The sequence below is a fragment of the Mesorhizobium sp. M7D.F.Ca.US.005.01.1.1 genome (genome assembly GCF_003952545.1).
GTDB classification, from domain to species: Bacteria; Pseudomonadota; Alphaproteobacteria; order Rhizobiales; family Rhizobiaceae; genus Mesorhizobium; species Mesorhizobium loti.
This window is the reverse complement of sequence record NZ_CP034453.1, coordinates 5853878-5872112: the sequence shown is the minus strand read 5'-3', so window position 1 is coordinate 5872112 and position 18235 is coordinate 5853878. Positions and strand designations below refer to the sequence as shown.

The 18235-nt window shown below is 63.3% G+C and carries 19 protein-coding genes; 8 read left to right on the top strand and 11 right to left on the bottom strand.

Annotated elements, in window-relative coordinates; all coding sequences use genetic code 11:
- Positions 1-250: 250 nt before the first annotated feature.
- The 4 genes from EJ076_RS28650 to EJ076_RS28635 form a co-directional block, all read right to left on the bottom strand.
- Complete coding sequence (locus EJ076_RS28650) at positions 251-772, bottom strand: hypothetical protein (protein WP_126070139.1); 522 nt, start codon at positions 770-772, stop codon at positions 251-253.
- Positions 773-895: 123 nt separating this feature from the next.
- The gene (locus tag EJ076_RS28645; RefSeq protein WP_126070138.1) at positions 896-1894 is read right to left on the bottom strand and encodes an alpha/beta hydrolase; all 999 of its coding nucleotides are present in this window, start codon (positions 1892-1894) and stop codon (positions 896-898) included.
- A 15-nt stretch (positions 1895-1909) separates the two neighbouring features.
- Positions 1910-3040 (bottom strand): hypothetical protein, encoded by a 1131-nt coding sequence (locus EJ076_RS28640; protein ID WP_126070137.1) that lies wholly within the window; start codon positions 3038-3040, stop codon positions 1910-1912.
- A 6-nt stretch (positions 3041-3046) separates the two neighbouring features.
- Entirely contained in the window at positions 3047-3481 is a 435-nt protein-coding gene (locus tag EJ076_RS28635; protein ID WP_109659861.1) for a hypothetical protein, read from the bottom strand.
- Positions 3482-4207: 726 nt separating this feature from the next.
- Here EJ076_RS28635 and EJ076_RS28630 point away from each other — a divergent pair.
- The gene (locus EJ076_RS28630) at positions 4208-5146 is read left to right on the top strand and encodes a diacylglycerol kinase family protein (RefSeq protein ID WP_126070136.1); all 939 of its coding nucleotides are present in this window, start codon (positions 4208-4210) and stop codon (positions 5144-5146) included.
- 182 nt (positions 5147-5328) lie between these two features.
- On the opposite strand, the gene EJ076_RS28625 is transcribed toward EJ076_RS28630, so the two are convergent.
- The 3 genes from EJ076_RS28625 to EJ076_RS28615 are packed head-to-tail and all read right to left on the bottom strand — an operon-like array spanning position 5329 to position 9070.
- Positions 5329-6246, bottom strand: coding sequence for an NAD(P)-dependent oxidoreductase (locus tag EJ076_RS28625; RefSeq protein WP_126070135.1), 918 nt, complete (start codon positions 6244-6246; stop codon positions 5329-5331).
- Positions 6243-7457, bottom strand: a complete 1215-nt coding sequence (locus tag EJ076_RS28620) for a mandelate racemase/muconate lactonizing enzyme family protein (RefSeq protein WP_057143496.1) — start codon at positions 7455-7457, stop codon at positions 6243-6245. The genes EJ076_RS28625 and EJ076_RS28620 overlap by 4 nt, the downstream gene beginning before the upstream one ends.
- Positions 7454-9070, bottom strand: coding sequence for a GMC family oxidoreductase N-terminal domain-containing protein (locus EJ076_RS28615; protein ID WP_126070134.1), 1617 nt, complete (start codon positions 9068-9070; stop codon positions 7454-7456). The genes EJ076_RS28620 and EJ076_RS28615 overlap by 4 nt, the downstream gene beginning before the upstream one ends.
- A 259-nt stretch (positions 9071-9329) precedes the next feature.
- Here EJ076_RS28615 and EJ076_RS28610 point away from each other — a divergent pair, with 259 nt between their 5' ends.
- The 3 genes from EJ076_RS28610 (at position 9330) to EJ076_RS28600 (ending at position 11116) form a co-directional block, all read left to right on the top strand.
- On the top strand, positions 9330-10271 hold the full coding sequence (locus tag EJ076_RS28610) for a phosphoribosylaminoimidazolesuccinocarboxamide synthase (protein WP_126070133.1): 942 nt from the start codon (positions 9330-9332) through the stop codon (positions 10269-10271).
- A gap of 129 nt (positions 10272-10400) precedes the next feature.
- Positions 10401-10796, top strand: coding sequence for a hotdog domain-containing protein (locus EJ076_RS28605; protein ID WP_013530049.1), 396 nt, complete (start codon positions 10401-10403; stop codon positions 10794-10796).
- A 116-nt stretch (positions 10797-10912) separates the two neighbouring features.
- Entirely contained in the window at positions 10913-11116 is a 204-nt protein-coding gene (locus EJ076_RS28600; protein WP_126070132.1) for a hypothetical protein, read from the top strand.
- Positions 11117-11286: 170 nt separating this feature from the next.
- Here the strand turns inward: EJ076_RS28600 and EJ076_RS28595 are convergent, their stop codons facing one another.
- Positions 11287-11655 carry a helix-turn-helix domain-containing protein gene (locus tag EJ076_RS28595; RefSeq protein ID WP_164548758.1) on the bottom strand — a complete coding sequence of 123 codons (369 nt, stop codon included), beginning with the start codon at positions 11653-11655 and terminating at the stop codon, positions 11287-11289.
- Positions 11656-11744: 89 nt separating this feature from the next.
- Between EJ076_RS28595 and EJ076_RS28590 the strand changes: the two genes are divergently transcribed.
- Positions 11745-12350 carry an NADPH-dependent FMN reductase gene (locus EJ076_RS28590; RefSeq protein WP_109659874.1) on the top strand — a complete coding sequence of 202 codons (606 nt, stop codon included), beginning with the start codon at positions 11745-11747 and terminating at the stop codon, positions 12348-12350.
- Positions 12351-12425: 75 nt separating this feature from the next.
- Here the strand turns inward: EJ076_RS28590 and EJ076_RS28585 are convergent, their stop codons facing one another.
- On the bottom strand, positions 12426-12839 hold the full coding sequence (locus EJ076_RS28585; protein WP_126070131.1) for a helix-turn-helix domain-containing protein: 414 nt from the start codon (positions 12837-12839) through the stop codon (positions 12426-12428).
- Between the two features lie 97 nt (positions 12840-12936).
- On the opposite strand from EJ076_RS28585, the gene EJ076_RS28580 reads away from it, so the two are divergent.
- Both EJ076_RS28580 and EJ076_RS28575 read left to right on the top strand, forming a co-directional pair.
- A complete protein-coding gene (locus tag EJ076_RS28580) occupies positions 12937-13917 on the top strand; it encodes a zinc-binding dehydrogenase (protein ID WP_126070130.1) in 981 nt (326 codons plus the stop codon).
- 109 nt (positions 13918-14026) lie between these two features.
- A complete protein-coding gene (locus EJ076_RS28575) occupies positions 14027-14953 on the top strand; it encodes a DMT family transporter (protein ID WP_126070129.1) in 927 nt (308 codons plus the stop codon).
- Positions 14954-14987: 34 nt separating this feature from the next.
- Here EJ076_RS28575 and EJ076_RS28570 read toward each other — a convergent pair whose 3' ends face one another.
- A complete protein-coding gene (locus EJ076_RS28570; RefSeq protein ID WP_126070128.1) occupies positions 14988-16496 on the bottom strand; it encodes a winged helix-turn-helix domain-containing tetratricopeptide repeat protein in 1509 nt (502 codons plus the stop codon).
- A gap of 130 nt (positions 16497-16626) precedes the next feature.
- On the opposite strand from EJ076_RS28570, the gene EJ076_RS28565 reads away from it, so the two are divergent.
- Positions 16627-16881, top strand: a complete 255-nt coding sequence (locus tag EJ076_RS28565) for a hypothetical protein (RefSeq protein ID WP_109661285.1) — start codon at positions 16627-16629, stop codon at positions 16879-16881.
- 27 nt (positions 16882-16908) lie between these two features.
- Here EJ076_RS28565 and EJ076_RS28560 read toward each other — a convergent pair whose 3' ends face one another.
- Positions 16909-18219 carry a hemolysin family protein gene (locus tag EJ076_RS28560; RefSeq protein WP_126070127.1) on the bottom strand — a complete coding sequence of 437 codons (1311 nt, stop codon included), beginning with the start codon at positions 18217-18219 and terminating at the stop codon, positions 16909-16911.
- Between the last annotated feature and the right edge of the window lie 16 nt (positions 18220-18235).

The window sequence follows — 18235 nt, the reverse complement described above, 5'->3', positions numbered from 1 at the left end:
CTCGGTCTTATATTATGCCGTGGCCGCAGTTGGATCTGTAGCTGTTTTCATCTCGATCAGCGTGGTCGGAATTTTTTGGGGTCTTTTTGCATTGTTCGGGTATGTGGCGCTGGTCATATCTCTCAACGCCTGGCGACGCAGACGGCATCCGCGAAGCGTCTATCAACTCGAATTGGCCAAACGAAGACAGAGCCACTAGTGCCCCTGGACCCGTGAGCCGAAATTCAAACTGAGACGCTAGCTAGCGGGACTACAGCCCCTTCGGCATCAGGCCAGCCAGCCAGTTCACGGAGCGTTTCGCGGCGTCTGCGGTCGCCGAGGCGGCGCGGCCGAGATCGGTCTTGACCACGGCATAGCCGTTCTTGGTGCGATAGAGCACGCCGGTTCCGCCATCGACCACTTGTTCATAGGCGACGGGCCGGGCGGCGTCTGCTTCCATGGCCGTCGTCGGCGAGCCGACCGAGACGCTCGGCCGGTGGCTCAATTCAGGCGGCAACGGGCTTTCGGTTCTGACAACGCGGCTGGCGGGCTTCAATTCCGGGCGCGACGCGGTCGCGGCCAGTTGCGAGGAGGACGACGAACCCTTCGTGCGGCAGATGCCGGAGACGAGCGGATAGTTGAAATTACGCTCGTGCAACATCTGGCTTTTCATCGCCGCTTCGCACTCGGCGATGGTCGACCACTTGGCCGGCGTCTCGCCGATATATTCGCACAGCTTGGCGTCGCAGTCGCAACCGACGATGGTCATGGCGACAAGGGTGGTCTTGATCACGGTCTTGTCCCTTCGAGATGCCCCCCGGCAGCCCATTCATTCCTTCCCATTCCTTCGCGCGCGAACAAGGCGGGATTTGGCCGCGATTGTGAAATGAGCGTGGCGGAGCGCCAAACAGCCGGCCTATCGCGTGGCCGGCAAGGTCCGTTTGAGGAAATTCGCGATCAGCCGCACCACGTCTTGTGGGCGTTCAACCTGCGGGATGTGATTGACGCCATCGAGAACCGCCAGTTCGGCGTGTGGAAACAGCGAAGCAATCTCCTCACCCTGTTCGAGGGGCGTGGTCGTGTCCTCTCGCCCCCAAATGATGAGAACAGGCGGCGTGAAGGCGCGATAGTTCGCCTTGTTGGCGGCAAGCGATTTTCGCTCGTCGTTGAAGAGGCCGCTGAACAGCCAATGGCCAACCGCACTGGTCGTGCCTTCCACGTTGAGCGGACGTGCATAAATCGCGATGCGCTCAGGGGTCACCACGGCGTCGTTCCCGATGAAGGAGCGCAGACCCGGTCCGACCATGAGCGGATTGGTGAAGGTCGCAGCAGTCAGCAGCTGGCGTGGCCAGGCCATGTTCAGGAAGGATGCTAACGGCAAAGCCGGCGCCTCGGTCCGGCCGAGGCCAAGCGCGACGTCGAGCAGGATCAGCGAGTCGATGCGAGTGGGGGCGGAGAACGCTGCTTCGATCACGCCACCGCCGCCATAGGAGTGGACACCGACGCTGAAATGACGAAGGCCAAGCGCGTCGGCGAAACCGAGGACGCGTTTGGCGTGGGCGGCGCGCGAATAATCCTGATCGGCGGGTCTCTCGGAATAGCCAAAGGGAGGCATGTCGGGCGCGATGACGCGAAAGCCCCGTTCTCCCAATAGCGCGGCGATGTCACGGTAGGTTTCGGCCCAGGAGGCCGTGCCGTGGAACAGGAGCAGCGGCGGCCCGTCCGGAGGGCCCCAGACCTGATAGTGCATCTTCAACCCGTCGACCATTACGAACAGCGCTCCCGCCGGGGCTGCCTGCTCGGGTGACAGGGTCTCTCGCAACGCCGCCGCGCCGCGAAAGCCGACAAGCACGACGGCAACGAGCACAACCAGCGTGAGCGCCAGCCAGCCGAGGATGCGGATCAGTCGGCGCATTGCCGGGCTATCGTCTCAATAGTCATAGACGTGTTCGAGCCTGGCGCCTGACTTGATCAGCGCCGGCAGCACCAAATGCAGCTTGCGCACGGCGACGGTCAGCCCGGTGCGGCGCGTTGCCGGATCGGCCGGCAGCGGATAGCTGAACAGGATGCGCATGCCTTCGGGGACGGCGATCGTATCGGTGGACAGTACGGTGACCATGATCTCGTCATTGCCGCCGATCTCGACGAAGGAGACGCCCTTGTCGATCAGGCGCGGGATCATTTCGGTGAACACCTGATAGCGCTTGGTGACGAAGATGGTGCCGTCAGCTCCCATGTCGCGCTCGAGCAAGGTGTCGGGCTCGTTGCGGGTGGCTTCGCCGACCGGCCCCTTGGCCCAGACATGGATGTCGAGGAAGGCAGGGTCCATCGTGGCGGCGAGTGCCTTTTTGATCATGTCGGCATAGCCCTGCTTGATGGTGTCGGCGAGGCCAAAGGCCAACTTGCGTTCGCTGGTGCGGACGGAACTGTCACCCGGCGCCGGCTGCACGGCAAACAGGCCGGCGCGCTTTTCGGCATAGGGAAACTGATACCACGGCACCTGGTCGAGGAACGCGGCATAGTCGGCCGCCACCTTGGCCTGATAGATGTCGGCGGCGGTTCGCTTGCCAGATGTCGCCTCGGTGATGCGGCCGACCGTGTTCTCATAGGCCCACTGCAGGATATGCTCGATCGAGTGGCTGGTGCCGATGATGACCAGCATCTGGTGGTTGGCGTAGTTGAATTTGTAGGGAGAGCTGGCGCGGATCACCATGGCGTAGTCCTGCCAGAAGCGGCCGACATAGGACCAGTAGGGGAAGCCGCTCGGCTGGTCCTTGTCGACGAAGCCGGCATATTCGCGCGCGGCGTAGACGATGGCCCATTCCGGATAGGTGAGGAAGGTCGATTCTTCCGGCCGCTGGTAGAAGGGGATCTCGGCGCGGACCTTGTCGGCCAGCGCCTTGGGCGGGGCGCCGTCGGCAATGCCGGGCAGCGGCGTCTTGTCGAGCGACGACGTCGTCAGGAAGCCGTAGCTCAGCCCGATGATCGGGATGAGAATGACGATGACGATCAGCCAGAGGATCGTCTTGATGATGCGCTTCAGCCAGCGGAACAGGAACATGGCCGATCAGGCCGTGGCGAAGTGGTCGTGTACGCGCTTGGCTAACCAGAAGCCGACATAGACGGCGAAGCCGCCAATGACGATGTGCGGCAGGTTGGCGAAGAAACGGGCCGGGAATTCGATATCGTTGAGGGAGCGGAAGCCGTTGATGAAGATGCCGGCATCGAGGCAGCCGGAACCGGTGACCAGCCCGAGCACGCCGTCGAACAGGTAGACCGAACCGAACAGCTTGAAATAGAACACCGCCTGGCGGTGCGAGATGAAGGCGGCGGCCAGTGCCCAGACGCCGGAAAAGGCGTGCAGCAGGTCGTCATACCATTGCAGCGAGAACAGGCCGAACAGATTGCCGTTGGCATCGTTGAACGCCGGTATGTAGCCGATGGCGACGACGCCGAAGAACAGGAAGGCGTAGGCAACGGCAAGCTTCTGGATCAACGTCATGAAGTATCCCCCTCCTACGAGCCTGCTTTGCAAACAGACTCTGACGACACAGCGATACTAACCGATTTTAGCGCGCGGTGAAGCGGCGCTCGCAAGATCGCCGGCAAAGGGCATCGAGGGGGGAAAAGACAGTCGGCGCCGGGATTTCTCCCAGCGCCTCCCTGTCAGATCAGGACACGGTCGCGGCAGCAACTTCCGTAAAGTCGTCGCGCCTTGCCGGCCTTGATTTTGACGGTCCTGCCAGTCCGCCACCCGAGAGCAGCGTCCGTTCGGGACCACGCCGGTTTCCACCCTTGCGAGCTTTGCCCTGCGCACCATCGAAGGTTTTTGCCGTCCTTCATGGCAGCATCGGTCCGCCGTCGGCGTTGGCACGCTTTCCGCGGCCCCGTAGGTCTCGGCATCCGTCCCTCGACCAGGCAAGCCTGCTCTCGATCCGGGCCGTACGGGCCTCAGGAAATCCGCCTTTCACTTCGCCTTTCGGCTTGATGATCGGTAGCCGCCTGAGATGGGTTTAACGTACGCCGGGTAAGGGTCGTAGGGAATGGCCATGGGCCTGTGGATAACGGGATTATCGGGGATCAATCAGGGATAGCGGGATTTTCGTATCCGTCATGATGAGCGGCGGAGGCGGACATTCGGCCCTTGCCCTGCCGACCGGTGCGGGCTTCAATGCCGGCAAAGGATTCGAGGTGCCGAGCGTTTCGATGTCCTTGCGGGAGGGTGTGCTTGAAAGTCGGGGTGGTTCTCAATCCGATTGCCGGGGGCGGCCGGCTCAAACGGCATTGGCCCGAGGTCGCCGCGTCGCTGAAGAAGCATTTCGGCGAATTCGAACTGCGCGAGACGCAGGCCGAAGGCGACGCCGAAAGGCTGGCAATCGATCTTGCGATGAGCGGCTTCGATCTGGTGATTGCGGCCGGCGGTGACGGCACCGCCAGCGAAGTGGCGGACGGGCTGCTGCAGGCGACCCAGGAGAGCGGCCGGATCACCGAGCTTGGCCTGTTGCCGTGCGGCACCGGCATCGATTTCGCGCGCGGGCTCGGTCTGCCGAAAGAAGTGGACGCCGTGCTGAAGCGGATCGCCGAGGCCAAGGGTCGCAAGGTCGATGCCGGGCGCATCTGTTACATCGACGACCATGGCGCGCTGGCCAGCCGGCACTTCATCAACATCGCCAGTCTGGGCCTTTCCGGCGCGACCGACCGCGCGGTCAATGCCGACAAGCGCAAGGGCAAGATGTCGGCCAAGGCGCTGTTCCTGTGGCGCACCGTGGTCGAGTTCATCCGCTACCGCTTCCAGGACGTCAGGATTACCGTCGACGACGGCGCCCCGGTCGAAGCGCGCATGGCGCTGGTGGCGGTGGCCAATGGAAAGTTCTTCGGCGGTGGCATGATGATCGCGCCGGACGCCGAACTGACCGACGGGCAGTTCGACATCGTCATCCTGCGCGCCGCCGGCAAGCTGAAGCTGATCTGGGATATCCGCCTGCTCTATGGCGGCCGGCACCGCAACCATCCGGCGATCACCATCCTGCGCGGCAGGAAAGTGGTGGTCGAACCGACAGGCGATGTCGAGAAGAACGGCGCGCTGGTCGACATAGACGGCGAGTCGCCGGGACGCATACCCGCGACCTTCGAGATCCTGCCGGGGGCATTGACGCTCAGATACTGAATCAAGCCGTTGACAGATTGATTCAGATGGGTCCGCCAATCCGGCCAACGCCCTGAAATCGCTTGATATCCAGCCTAGAGCCTGATCCATCCCGATTGAATCGGGATGGGGCTCTATCTTCTTGTTTGGCCATGATCTTTTTCCGAAAACCGGATTCCACTTTTCGGGACTATGGCTTGGCGTCAAAGTTCGAGCTTGGCCGGAAAACCGGGCGCGCGCAGGTCGGTGCCGACGGCATCTTCCAGCAATTTGACGATCTGGGTCGACCAGGCGCCGCCGCCATAAGCAGCCTTGCCGTGCTCGAAAATCGTGTTGACCCGCGATGCCAGGTCGAGCGGCACGCCTGACTGTTCGCCCATGGCGAGCGCGAAGCCGAGGTCCTTCAGCGCCAGGTCCATGGTGAAGCCGATGTCGTAGGAGCCGTTGAGAACCAGCTGGCTTTCGGTCTCGTGGACGAAGCTGTTGCCGGAGGAGGCAACGATGGCGTGGTAGGATTGGGCGAGGTCGAGCCCGCCCTGTTTGGCCAGCATCAGCGCTTCGCCGGAGGCTACGAGATGGATGAAGGCGAGCATATTGGTGATCACCTTGATCACCGCCGCCGAGCCTACCGGACCCATCAGGAACGATTTTGCACACATCGCCTCGATGGCCGGGCGATGACGCTCGTAGAGCGCTGGATCGCCGCCGACCAGCGCGGTGATCTTTCCGACCGCGGCCAGATGCACGCCACCCGTGACCGGGCATTCTAGGGTCTCGACGCCCCTGGCCGAGGCGAGCGCGGCCAGACGCATGATCTCGTCGCGGCCATTGGTCGACATCTCGATCCAGGTGCCGCCCTGGGGCAGGCCTTCGAGCAAACCTCCGGGGCCGGCCAGCACTGCTTCGCTGACCTTGGGCGAGGGCAAGCATGTGATCGCATTGCCGGCCTGCGCGGCGGCATTGGCAGGGCTGTTCGCTGCCACTGCGCCCAGCGCCACGAGCCGCTCGACGGCGGCGGGATCGCGGTCGAAGACGGTGACGGCAAAGCCGTTGCGGATCAGGCTGGCGGCAAGGTTACCGCCGAGGTGACCAAGGCCGATGAAGGCGTAGCTTTCGCTCACGGCATCAGCGGCGTCTGCATCATCTGCAGATGCAGGTCCTTGCCCGTATAGGGATGCGCGTCGCAGACGGCTTCGTTCAACTCGACGCCGAGGCCGGGCTCCTTCGACGGGATGACGTTGCCGTCCTGCCATTCGATCTTCTTTTTCAGCAGCGTGGCGTGGAAACCGTCCCACTGCTTCAGCGATTCCAGGATGAGGAAGTTGGGCAGAGTCACCGCCAGCTGGATGTTGGCTGCGCCGACGATCGGCCCGCAATAGCAGTGCGGCGCGATCTGGATGTGATAGGCCTCGGCCATGGCGGCGATCTTCTTGGTTTCGAGAATACCGCCGGAGCGGCCGAGGTCCGGCTGCAGGATGGTCGCGGCGCGGTTTTCGATGACGCGGGCGAACTCGAACTTGGTCGTAAGGCGCTCGCCGGTGGCGATCGGGATCGACGTGCCGCGGGCGACCTGCGCCATGACTTCGGGCATATCCGGCGGCACCGGCTCTTCGAACCACAAGGGATCGTAAGGTTCGATGGCGCGCGCCATGCGCAGCGCGCCGGATGCGGTGAACTGGCCGTGCGTGCCGAACAGGATGTCGGCGCGGGTGCCGACCGCCTCGCGGATCGCCTTGATCATGCGGGTGGAGACATCGATGTCGACGAGGCGCGGCTGATGGCCGTCGAAAGCGGTATAGGGGCCGGCCGGGTCGAGCTTGACGGCATTGAAACCCTGCTCGACATATTCGAGCGCACAGGCGGCGGCGAGATCGGGGTCGTTGTAGACGTTCTTGCCGTCAGGCGCGTCCTCGGAATGAACGCTGCCGGTGTGCGGATAGAGATAGGTGTAGGAGCGCAGCGTCTCGTGCACCTGGCCGCCGAGCAGTTTGTAGACCGGCTTGTTGGCCTCCTTGCCGATGATGTCCCAGCAGGCCATTTCCAGCGCCGAGAAGCAGCCCATGCCGGACACATCGGGGCGCTGGGTGAAGCCGGACGAATAGGCGCGGCGGAAAAAGTTCTCGATGTCGTGCGGATCGCGGCCGACGAGATAACGCTCGGCCATGTCCTCGACCATCTTCGCCGTGACATGGGCGGAGAAGGTGGCGTTGTAGGCCTCGCCATAACCGACGACGCCGCCATCTGTGGTCAGCTTGACGAAGATGAAATACTTGCCGCCGATGCCAGGCGGCGGGTTGCCGACAACCCAGGTCTTGACGTCGGTGATCTTCATTTTTGGTCCTCCAGAACCAGTTCGGCGCCCTTCCAACCGGTCATGATCGAGGCGGCGTTGGTGTTGCCGGTGATGTTGTCGGGAAAGATCGAGGCGTCGATGACGCGCAAGCCGTCGATGCCGTGCACCTTGAGACGCGGATCAACGACGGCGCGCGAGGGATCGGGACCCATGCGGCAGGTCGAGACCGGGTGATAGACGGTGCCGGAGCGTTTCCGGAAATCCTGGATCAGATCCGCGTCTGAAGTGATTGAAGGACCAGGCAAAACCTCTTCCTCAATGATCTCGGCCATGGCAGGCATCGAGGCGATCTCGCGCACGAATTTCACCGCCGCCAGCATCTCCTCGACATCGGCATTGGTTGAGTAGGCGTTGGCGACAATTTTGGGATAGTCGCGCGGGTTGCTGGAGCGGATCATGATCTCGCCACGGCTCGACGGGCGGCAATTGGACAGGCCGATGGAAAAGCCCGGCCATGGATCCGGCGTCAGGATCGGGCGCTCGCCGCTTTTGGGAATGACGGTCGAGAACGCCTGGAAATAGAGCTGCATGTTGGGCCGCGTCGCCGCAGGGTCGGTGCGGAAGAAGCCGCCGGCATTGTTCATCGACAGCGACAGCGGGCCCGAACGGGTCAGGATGTATTGCATGCCGACCAGCAGCTTGCCCCACCAGGGACGCAGCGTCTGGTTGAGCGTCGGCAGCCTGCCCTTGAAGGTGTAGTTGATGCCGACATGGTCCTGCAGATGCGCGCCGACATTTTCGTTGGCATGGACGACGGGAATGCCCAGGCCTTTGAGCAGAGCGGAGGGCCCGACGCCGGACAGCTGCAGCAGCTGCGGCGAGTTGACCGAACCGCCCGACAGGATGACCTCGCGGCCGGCACGTGCCGTCTTGGTCTCGCCGTTTTGCAGATACTCGACGCCGACCGCGCGCTTGCCTTCGAACAGGATACGGGTCGCCAGCGCCTTCATCTCGACGCGGACGTTGGCGCGCTTCATCGCCGGGCGCAGGAAGGCGCGCGCCGCCGACATGCGGCGGCCGTTGCGGGTCGAGATCTGGTAGATGCCGACGCCTTCCTGGGCGGCACCATTGAAATCCGGATTGAGCGGCAGGCCGGCCTGCTGGCCGGCGGCGAGATAGCGTTTGGTCAGAGGATGGACGGCGTTTGAACAGTCGGTGACATGCAGCGGACCACCCGTGCCGCGCCATGCATCGGCGCCGGCCTGGTTGTCCTCGAGCGCCTTGAAGGCGGGCAGCAGGTCATCATAGCCCCAGCCGGGATTGCCGGCGGCCGCCCAGGCATCGAAATCCTCGCGCGCACCCCTGATCCAGACCATGGCGTTGATCGAGCTCGAACCGCCGAGCAGCTTGCCGCGCGGCCAGTGGTCGGCATTACCGGCGAGGCCCGGGTCCGGCTCGGCCTTGTAGTTCCAGTTGACGTCAGGATCGAAGAAGGTCTTGCCGTAGCCAAGCGGCATCTGCACGTAGAAGCGGCGGTCGGTGCCGCCGGCCTCCAGCACCAGCACCGACAAGCGCCCCGAGGCCGACAGTTTGTCGGCCAGGACCGAGCCGGCCGAACCGGAGCCGACGATGATGAAATCATAGGTCTGCATGATTGAAATGAGCGGCTCCGGAAATCTGGCTGCAGCCTAGACGCGACGGGTTGACCGCGTCGCCGCGCCATCCGGCATCAGTTGTGAAAAAAGCGACCGTCCAACTGGTCGGGTTTGCGGGGATTCCCGACAATCGCGCTTGATATGCACCGGCCCGACAGCCTATGCGATGGCATTATTTTGGCGCATGATTTTTTCCGAAAAGTCTGCAACTTTTCGGAATCATGCTCTGGCCACTCTGCGGAAGGCAGGAAATCATATGCGTGTCCTGTCGGATGCTTTCATTCCCGAACTGCCGGGTCACTACAGCGGCAAGGTCCGCGAAAATTACGACCTGGCGGATGGCAGGCGCATCATCATCGCCACTGACCGCCTCAGTGCCTTCGACACCATCTTGACCTCGATCCCGTACAAGGGAGAGATCCTTACCCAGACGGCGCGGTACTGGTTCGAGGAAACCGCAGATATCTGCCCGAACCATGTTCTCGAATACCCCGACCCGAACGTCGTCGTCGGCACAAGGCTCGACATCCTGCCGGTGGAGATCGTCGTGCGGGGCTATCTGGCGGGAACCACCAGCACCTCGATCCTGACCCGGTACCGGCGCGGTGACCGCTACATGTATGGCATCCGCCTGCCGGATGGCCTGCGCGACAATGAAAAGCTGGCCGAACCGATCATCACGCCAACCAGCAAGGCTGCGCATGGCGGCCATGACGAGCCGCTGTCCAGGGCCGAGATCCTTGACCAGGGTCTTCTCACGCAGGCGCAGTGGGACACCGTGTCCGGCTACGCCTTGCGGCTGTTCGCCCGTGGCCAGCAGCGTGCCACTGAGCGCGGCCTGATCCTCGCCGACACGAAATACGAATTCGGCACCGACAAGAACGGGACCATCATTCTTGCCGACGAAATCCACACCCCGGACAGCAGCCGGTACTGGATCGCCAAGAGTTACGGACAGGCACTCGCCAGCGGCAGCCGGCCGGAGAGCTTCGACAAGGATTTCATCCGCTCGTGGGTCTCGGCGCGGTGCGATCCTTACAGCGGCCCAATCCCAAACATACCCGACGAGATTGTCGAACAGGCCTCCAGGGTCTATGCGCAGGCCTATGAGGCGATCACCGGCAACGAATTCTCTCCCGACCTTTCCGGGGATACGGTCCTGGATCGCATTCGCTCGAACCTCGCGCGATACTTTTAGGTCCTGGTTGGTCCTCGCTGGCCGATGTGCACGGCAGGCTCCGTCCGTACCTCTGCCATGGCGCGTTGACCTGTCGGCGCCATGACGATACGGGATCGAGGGTAATCGGTCTCGAAGGATTTCCCCCCCATGGTGCACTACGCTGAAGGACGGCCACTCGGCGATCTGACGCTGCGCACGCTGGCCATGCCTTCGGATGCCAATGCGGCCGGCGACATTTTTGGCGGCTGGGTGATGGCGCAGATGGATCTGGCCTGCGGCATCCGCGCCGCCGAGCGCGCCAAGGGCCGCGTGGTGACGGCGGCGGTCAAAGAGATGTCGTTCGCCAAGCCGATGAAGATCGGCGACACGCTGTGTATCTACACCCATGTCGAGCGCGTCGGCCGCACCTCGATGACGCTCAAGGTCGAAGCCTGGGCGCAGCGCTACCTTTCCGACTTGATGGAAAAGGTCACCCATGCCGATTTCGTCATGGTGGCGCTGGACGGCGAGGGCAAGCCGAAAGCGGTTCCCGCCGAAGGCTGACGGAAGCCGTTTCTCCCAAGATCGGCCATTTGTAACAGCGTCCATGCGGGAGGCGCTTTTCGCGACATCCAACGGTTGCCTCCATGCCCGATTGTGCGGGCGTCGGAGGGGAGACAATGCGTCAACATATGCTGAACGGCTGGCTTGTGGCAGCCCTGGTCGCCTTGGTCTGCCTGCTTGGCGTGACCGCCTATGCCGAAGTCAAAGAAGACCTTCCGCGCACCGTCTGCTCGCATGGCAATGTGGGCGTCAGGGAGCCAGCCGCGACATGCGCGATCTGCAGCCCGGCGCCTTGCGAAGTCATGGCGCCAAGAGCCTGAAATGGCCGCCTTTGGTATGCGATTATCGTCGGCAGAGTGGCGCGCGTGTTGGTCGACCTTAGGCACCGCAAGACAAAGTTGATAGGCCTCGTTTAGAGAACCACGAGTTCACCTGTCGTCAAGCAATTTCGCTCACCGCGAAACTCCGGATTCCTTGCCATGCAAGGGTTTCAGGCATGCATGCCGTCGAATTTTTCGCGCGCCGCCTTGACGCGCGTGGTGTTCTTGCGCGCCCATTCGCCCAGCGCGCTGACCGGGATCAGCAGCTCGTGACCGAGCTCGGTCAGCTCATAGTCGACACGTGGCGGAATGGTCGGGAACACGGTGCGGGTGACGAAGCCGTCGCGCTCCAGCCCGCGCAAGGTGGTGGTCAGCATCTTCTGTGAAATGCCGCCGACCGCGGCACGCAATTCGTTGAAACGCAGCGGTCCGTCGCCCAGCTTGCCGACCACCAGAACGGTCCATTTGTCGCCGACGCGCTGCAGGATTTCCGAGATGGCGCGGCAGTCCTCGGTGCGGTGCGGGTGCCTCAGTAACAAAAAGGTGCCTCCTTGCTTCTCGAGTTGACAGTATCTCATATAGCGCCGGTATCCAAACGATACCAGCTTTACTTGCAAGGAGAGCCCCCATGTCAAAACCCAAGATCGCCATCATCATCGGTTCGACGCGTGCTGCGCGCTTCGCCGATGTGCCGACCGAATGGATCGCCAAGATCGCCAAGTCACATGCCGACATCAACGTGGAAGTCGTCGACCTGCGCGACTTCCCGCTGCCCTTCTTCGACGAGGTCGCATCCTCCGCCTGGGCACCGTCGCAGAACGAAGTGGCACAGCGCTGGCAGAAGAAGGTCGCCGAATTCGATGGCTTCATCTTCACCGCCGCCGAATACAATCATGGCCCGACGGCCGTGCTGAAGAACGCCATCGACTACGCCGCCAACGAATGGAACAAGAAGCCGGCCGGCTTTGTCGGCTATGGCAGCGTCGGTGGCGCCCGCGCCGTCGAACAGCTGCGCCTTCATGCGGTCGAATTGCAGATGGCGCCGGTCAAGTCGGCCGTCCATATCGCCTGGGGCGATTTCCTCGCCGTCCGCCAGGGCGAGAAGAAGCTCGAAGATCTCGAGCACCTGAACCAGGCCGCCGCCGCGCTGGTCAACGACGTTGCGTGGTGGGCCAAGGTGCTCAAGGCAGCGCGTCAGGCGGACGCCGTCGCCGAGGAAGTCAAGGCGGCCTGACCGCCGGTTCGAATTATCCTCCCAAGGATATGGGGCGGCGCTTGCGCCGCCCTTTTCAATTCCGGTCGCCCCTTTTCAGTTCCGGGAAGTCATGGCGTCGTGTCGTGCTTGTCTTGGCCGGATGATGCAGTCGGCGAGACGGTCCATCTCGTTGAGCTCGTCGGCGTGGTGCTGGCCCCATTGGCAGAGCGCCAGCAGGATCGGCTCGAGGCTGAGGCCGAGACCTGTCGCAGAGTATTCGACGCGCGAGGGCACTTCGGCGAAGATTTCGCGGCTGACGAGGCCGTGCTCTTCCATTTCCCGAAGTTGCTGGATCAGCACTTTCTGGGTGATGCCAGGCATCAGCGCCTTCAGCGCCGACAGCCGCCGGGGACCATCGAACAGGTGGTAGAGGATGACCGCCTTCCAGCGCCCCGCAATCACTTTCAGCGCCCGTTCCGCCGGCAGCATCGGCAGCCTTTTGATGGGCATTCTCCTGGGATTGGGCATGGTCACCTCCTGGTCAGCAGGGGACAAATGAGTGTGTAGTCGAGGCTCCGCAGATAGTGGCAAACAGCGGCCGACGCCAGTGCGATCGGAGTTTGCCATGAAAGCCATTCAACTTGGCCGCTTCGGCGGTCCCGACGTGCTGGAGGTGGTCGATCTGCCGGCACCGGTGCCGCAGGCTGGCGAGGTGCTGATCCGCGTCCATGCCGCCGGGATCAACTTCTTCGAAGTGCTGATGCGCGCGGACCGGTACGCGGTGACGCCGCAACTTCCCATGATCCTGGGCGTGGAGGCGGCGGGCGTCGTCGAGGCCGTCGGAGAAGGCGTGGATGCACAATTGCTGAGGCGCCGCATCGCTGCGCCGCTGTTCATGTCGCAGCGTCCCCACAGCGGCTATGCGGAGCAGGTGACGATGCCAGCCGATCTCGCCGTGCCGCTGCCGGATGCGCTGCCGTTCGAGGATGCGACGGCGCTGATGGTGCAGGGGCTGACGGCTCTTCATTTGCTTCGGCAAAGCCCGCCACGGGCCAAGTCGGTGCTGGTCCCGGCCGCATCTGGCGGCGTGGGATCGTTGCTTGTCCAACTGGCCAGGCTGAAGGGCGCACGCCAGGTGATCGCAGCCGCCGGCAGCAAGGCCAAGCTCGATCTTGCTCTGTCGCTCGGCGCCGATGCCACGGTCGACTACACCAATCCGGATTGGCCCGCCCAGGTCCGCGACGTCACGGACGGGAAGGGCGTCGACATCATCTACGATACGGTCGGCGGCGCGCTGACGGCTGCGTCGCTGCAGGCTCTGGCGCCTGGCGGCGAACTGGTGTTCGCGGCGCTCGGCCGCTATGCGCTCACGGCTTCCGATCTGGAGGCGATGATCGGCCGCAACCAGTCGCTGAGGGGTTTCGCGCTGTTGCCGCTGCTGTCTCCTGACGTGCTGAAGGCCAGCCTTTCCGAGCTGTTCCAATTGGCGGCGAGCGGCCGGCTTCAGGTTGCGATCGGTGGCCGCTTTCCGCTCGATCAGGCCGGCGAGGCGCACCGCCTGCTGGATGAGCGCCGTTCGACAGGGAAGGTGGTGTTGATGCCCTAGCATCGCCATAGCGGGGATGCGACGCCAATCGGGATTGGACCTCTACATCGATGGTCCTGCCATCTGGCCGCGCCGTCTTGCCCTGATATATCCGGCTGCAATCCATCACATGAGTGAAGCCGTGAAGACATCCAGCCTGACCGGCGCCGTTTCCCCGATGATCCCGGTGCTCGTATGCGCGCTCGGGATCTTCCTGCTGTCTGGGATGGATGCGGCGATGAAGACGCTGGTCATTGCGGTCGGCGTCTACAACACGGTGCTGTGGCGCAGCATGGTGGCAACTGTCGTCGCGGGTGCGGCCTGGTCAGTAGGGACGCGCTCAAAGCCGACCCTTCCGGTGCTGAGACTGCATGCGCTGCGTGCCGCAATTGTCGGCATCGTTCTGATATCCTTTTTTTGGGGCCTCGCCAGGCTGCCGCTCGCCGAGGCGATCGGGCTCAGCTTCGTCGCGCCCCTGTTTGCGCTGTTCCTCGCCGCGCTGCTGCTGGGCGAACGGATCCGGCGGCAGGCTGTCTGGGCATCCTTGGCCGGCATCGCGGGCGTCGCGATCATCATGGCCGGCCAGTTCGGGCAGGCAAGCTATTCCAGAGATGCCATGCTTGGCACGGCAGCGGTGCTCGTATCGACGGTGTTCTACGGCTACAATCTGATCCTCGCCCGGCAACAGGCGCAGTTGGCCAAGCCGATCGAGATCATGTTGTTCCAGAACCTATGCGTTGCAATCATCCTCGGCCTCGCCGCACCCTGGCTCGCCGTCGCCCTGCCGACCGATCTCTGGCTTCCTTTGGCCGGGGTGACGGTGCTGTCGCTTGCCGGGCAATTCCTGATGAGCTGGTCCTACGCCCGTGCCGAAGCGCAATATCTGATCCCGACCGAATACTCGGCCTTCATCTGGGCGGTCGCGCTTGGCTGGTTCTTCTTCGGCGAGGAGGCGACCTGGACCACGCTGACCGGAGCATGCCTGATCGTCGCCGGCTGCCTGATCGCCGCGCGGGCAAATCCCAGGCTTGCCGAGCCAATCGAGGCGGCGGTTTGAGGAAGTCATGTGATGCCGGGATCACGCCCGCGCGTTACTCGGGAAGACCGGCTTTGCGAAAGCCATCAACGAAATGCTCGAGCGTAGCGGCGTCGCGGAACGGCTCCATCGTGACCCAATGGCTGGTTGTAAAATGCGGGTTGCCGACGAGGAACAGTTCGGCCTCCGCGCGCGCCTCGTCGAGCCGGCCGAGTTGCGCCAGGCTTGCCGCCAGGAAACGGCGTGAGCTTGTGCGATAGGTCTCGTCCCTGAGCAGGGTCTCGACAGCGGCTTCGTAATCGCGCGCCGCATATTGCGCTTGGCCGAGCGTCATATGGTACCAACTTGCCGGAAACGGGTTCAGCCGGAACGCCTTGCTGATATGCTCGAGGCCCTCTTCGACCCGTCCGGCCAGGACCGCGATGTCGGACAATGCCGCCCAGGTGTCGGCCTCGTTCGGGTCGAGTTCGATCGCCTTGGCGAATTCCGCATCTGCTTCAGTGAAGCTGCGCTCGTAGGCAAGCAGGTAAGCCAGTATCCAGCGACAGCCGGCATCGTTGGGATCGATCGCCACGGCCTTGCGGGCCAGTTCCAAGGCAACGCTGCGGGCGGCTTCGGTTGGTCCGCCCCAATGCACCTGTCCCATCCAGTGGTTCATGGCAAGCCAGCGATAGGGCTCGGCGTATTCGGGATCGAGCGACACCGCGCGCGTGAGCATCAGATGCGCTTCCTGCGCCATCTGCGGCGAGTCGTCGATCAGCTTGCGCGCCCGCACGCAGAGGTCGTAGGCCTCGAGATTCTTGGGCCGGTTGCGCGGCGGCGATGCGCGCAGCCGGCCGAGCAACGCCTCCACGATCTTGGCCGTCACCTCGTCCTGAACGGCAAAGATGTCTTCCAGGCCGCGATCGAAGCGTTCCGCCCACAGATGATCGCCACTCACCGCGTCGACCAGTTGGGCGTTGATGCGCACACGCCCCGCGGCACGTCTTGCGCTACCCTCCAGCAGATAGCGCACGCCAAGATCCCCGGCGATCTCGCGCACGTCCATCGCTTTTCCCTTGTAGGCAAAGGCCGAGTTGCGCGCGATGACGAACAGACCCGAGATCCTGGACAGGTCGGTGATCAGGTCTTCGGTCAACCCGTCGGCGAAGGAGTCCTGCTCGGGATCGTTGCTGAAATTGACGAAAGGCAGCACGGCAATCGATGGTTTGTCGGGCAGTGGCAATGGTTTTCGCTTCGCGTCGGCGAGCTGTTCGACGGCGCCTGCGAAGCGGTAGCCGACGCGCGGAACCGTGGATATCCATTCACCGCCGTCGGCGGTTGGACCAAGCAGCTTGCGCAGCTGCGCGATCTGGACGGTGAGGTTGCCTTCCTCGACGGCCGTGCCCGGCCACGCCGCGTCCATCAGTTCGGCCTTGCCGAGGATGTCGCCCGCCCGTCCGACAAGTGCTGCAAGCAGACTTAGTCCGCGGTAGCCAACGGCAACAGGGACATCATTCCGAAGCAGCGTTCCCGCACCCGGATCAAGCACGAACGGACCAAAGGCAAAACGCGATCCCTGCATAGGCGCATCTATAGCTCGTTTGGAAGTTTTGAGAACTATTTGGGAGGGCTTAATTACGGCGCCGTCCGTATCGCGCAGAATTCAACCTCATCGAGAGCCACCGCGCCCTCAAAACCATATGGAGGTTGCCATGACCAATACCCTCACTTCTTCCTTGCATTGTGCAGCGCGGCCGGGAACGCCCGTGCGGCCGGCATCGCGCCGGCTCCTGACGACCCTGCGAAGCATCATCGCGAGCTGGCACGATCGGACCTGGCGCGAGCGGATACGCTTTCGCTGGCAACTCAGGCAAATGTCGAAGGATAATCCGCATCTGATCGACGATATCGGTCTGACGATACAGCAGGTCGAGGGAGAGATCGCCAAGCCCTTCTGGGAACGATAGTGCGAATGCTGCACATCACGTCGACCGTCAGCGCACCGCCTCGCGGTGGCCGCCGGGCAGGCGGGTGGCGATCAGCTTGTCGATGCGGCGGCCGTCGAGATCGACCACCTCGAAGCGCCAGCCCTGCGCGTCGACGCATTCGCCGGTCGCCGGCAGATGGTGCATGTGCGCCAGCACGTAGCCGGCGACAGTCTCGTAGTCGCGGTTTTCCGGCAGGTCGATGCCGAGAATGTCGGCCATCTCGTCGGCCTGCATGTAGCCGGCGAGCAGCCACGAGCCATCCTCGCGCTTGACGGCATTTTCTTCATCGCCGGCGTCGGTGTCCGCCCGGAACACGCCGGTGATGGCTTCCAAAATGTCGGCCGGGGTGACGATGCCTTCGAAATGGCCGTATTCGTCATGCACCAGCGCCATCGGCACGTCGGATTCCTTGAGCTTCTGTAGCACATCCAGCGCATCGGCCTGATCGTAGACGATGGGGGCGGCGCGCACATGCCTACGCGGATCGAGCACGCGGCCGGCAAGCAGTGCTGCCAGCACGTCGCGCGTCTGGACGACGCCGACCATGACATCGACGCCGCCGTCGCCGGCCGGCAGCCGGGAATGCTGGGTTTCCATCAAAAGCTTGCGGATGGTGCTTTCGTCGGACTGCAGATTGATCCAGTCGACCTCGGTGCGTGGCGTCATCACGGCGCGCACGGCGCGGTCGCCAAGCCGCATGACGCCGGCGATCATGCGCCGCTCGTCGGATTCGATGGTGCCGTGATGCTCGGCCTCGGCGACCAGCATCTTGATCTCTTCGTCTGTGACCTTTTCCTCGCTTTCGCCGCGCTGGCCGAGCAGCCACAGGATGGCGCGGCCGGAGAAGTCGAGCAGGAAGACCAGCGGCGCCGAGATGGTGGCGAGGATGGTCATTGCCGGGGCGACCCTGGCGGCGACCCTTTCAGGATCACGCAAGGCGATCTGCTTGGGCACCAGTTCGCCGACGATCAGCGAGAAATAGGTGATGATGGCAACGACGATGCCGACGCCGAGCGGATCGGCGACGGTCTCACGGATGCCGGTCGAGGCCAGGAACTGCGCCAGCCGCTCGCCGAGCGTAGCGCCCGAAAAGGCGCCCGACAACACGCCGACAAGGGTGATGCCGATCTGCACCGAGGAGAGGAACTTGCCGGGATTCGAACCAAGCTCGAGGGCGCGGCCGGCGCCATTGATGCCGCGGTCGATCATCGCTTTCAGCCGGGCCGGGCGCGACGAGACGATGGCCAGTTCGGACATCGACAAAAGGCCGTTCACGCAGATGAGGACGACCACGATAGCGATTTCGACGTATAGCATGAGCGGTCAATAGCAT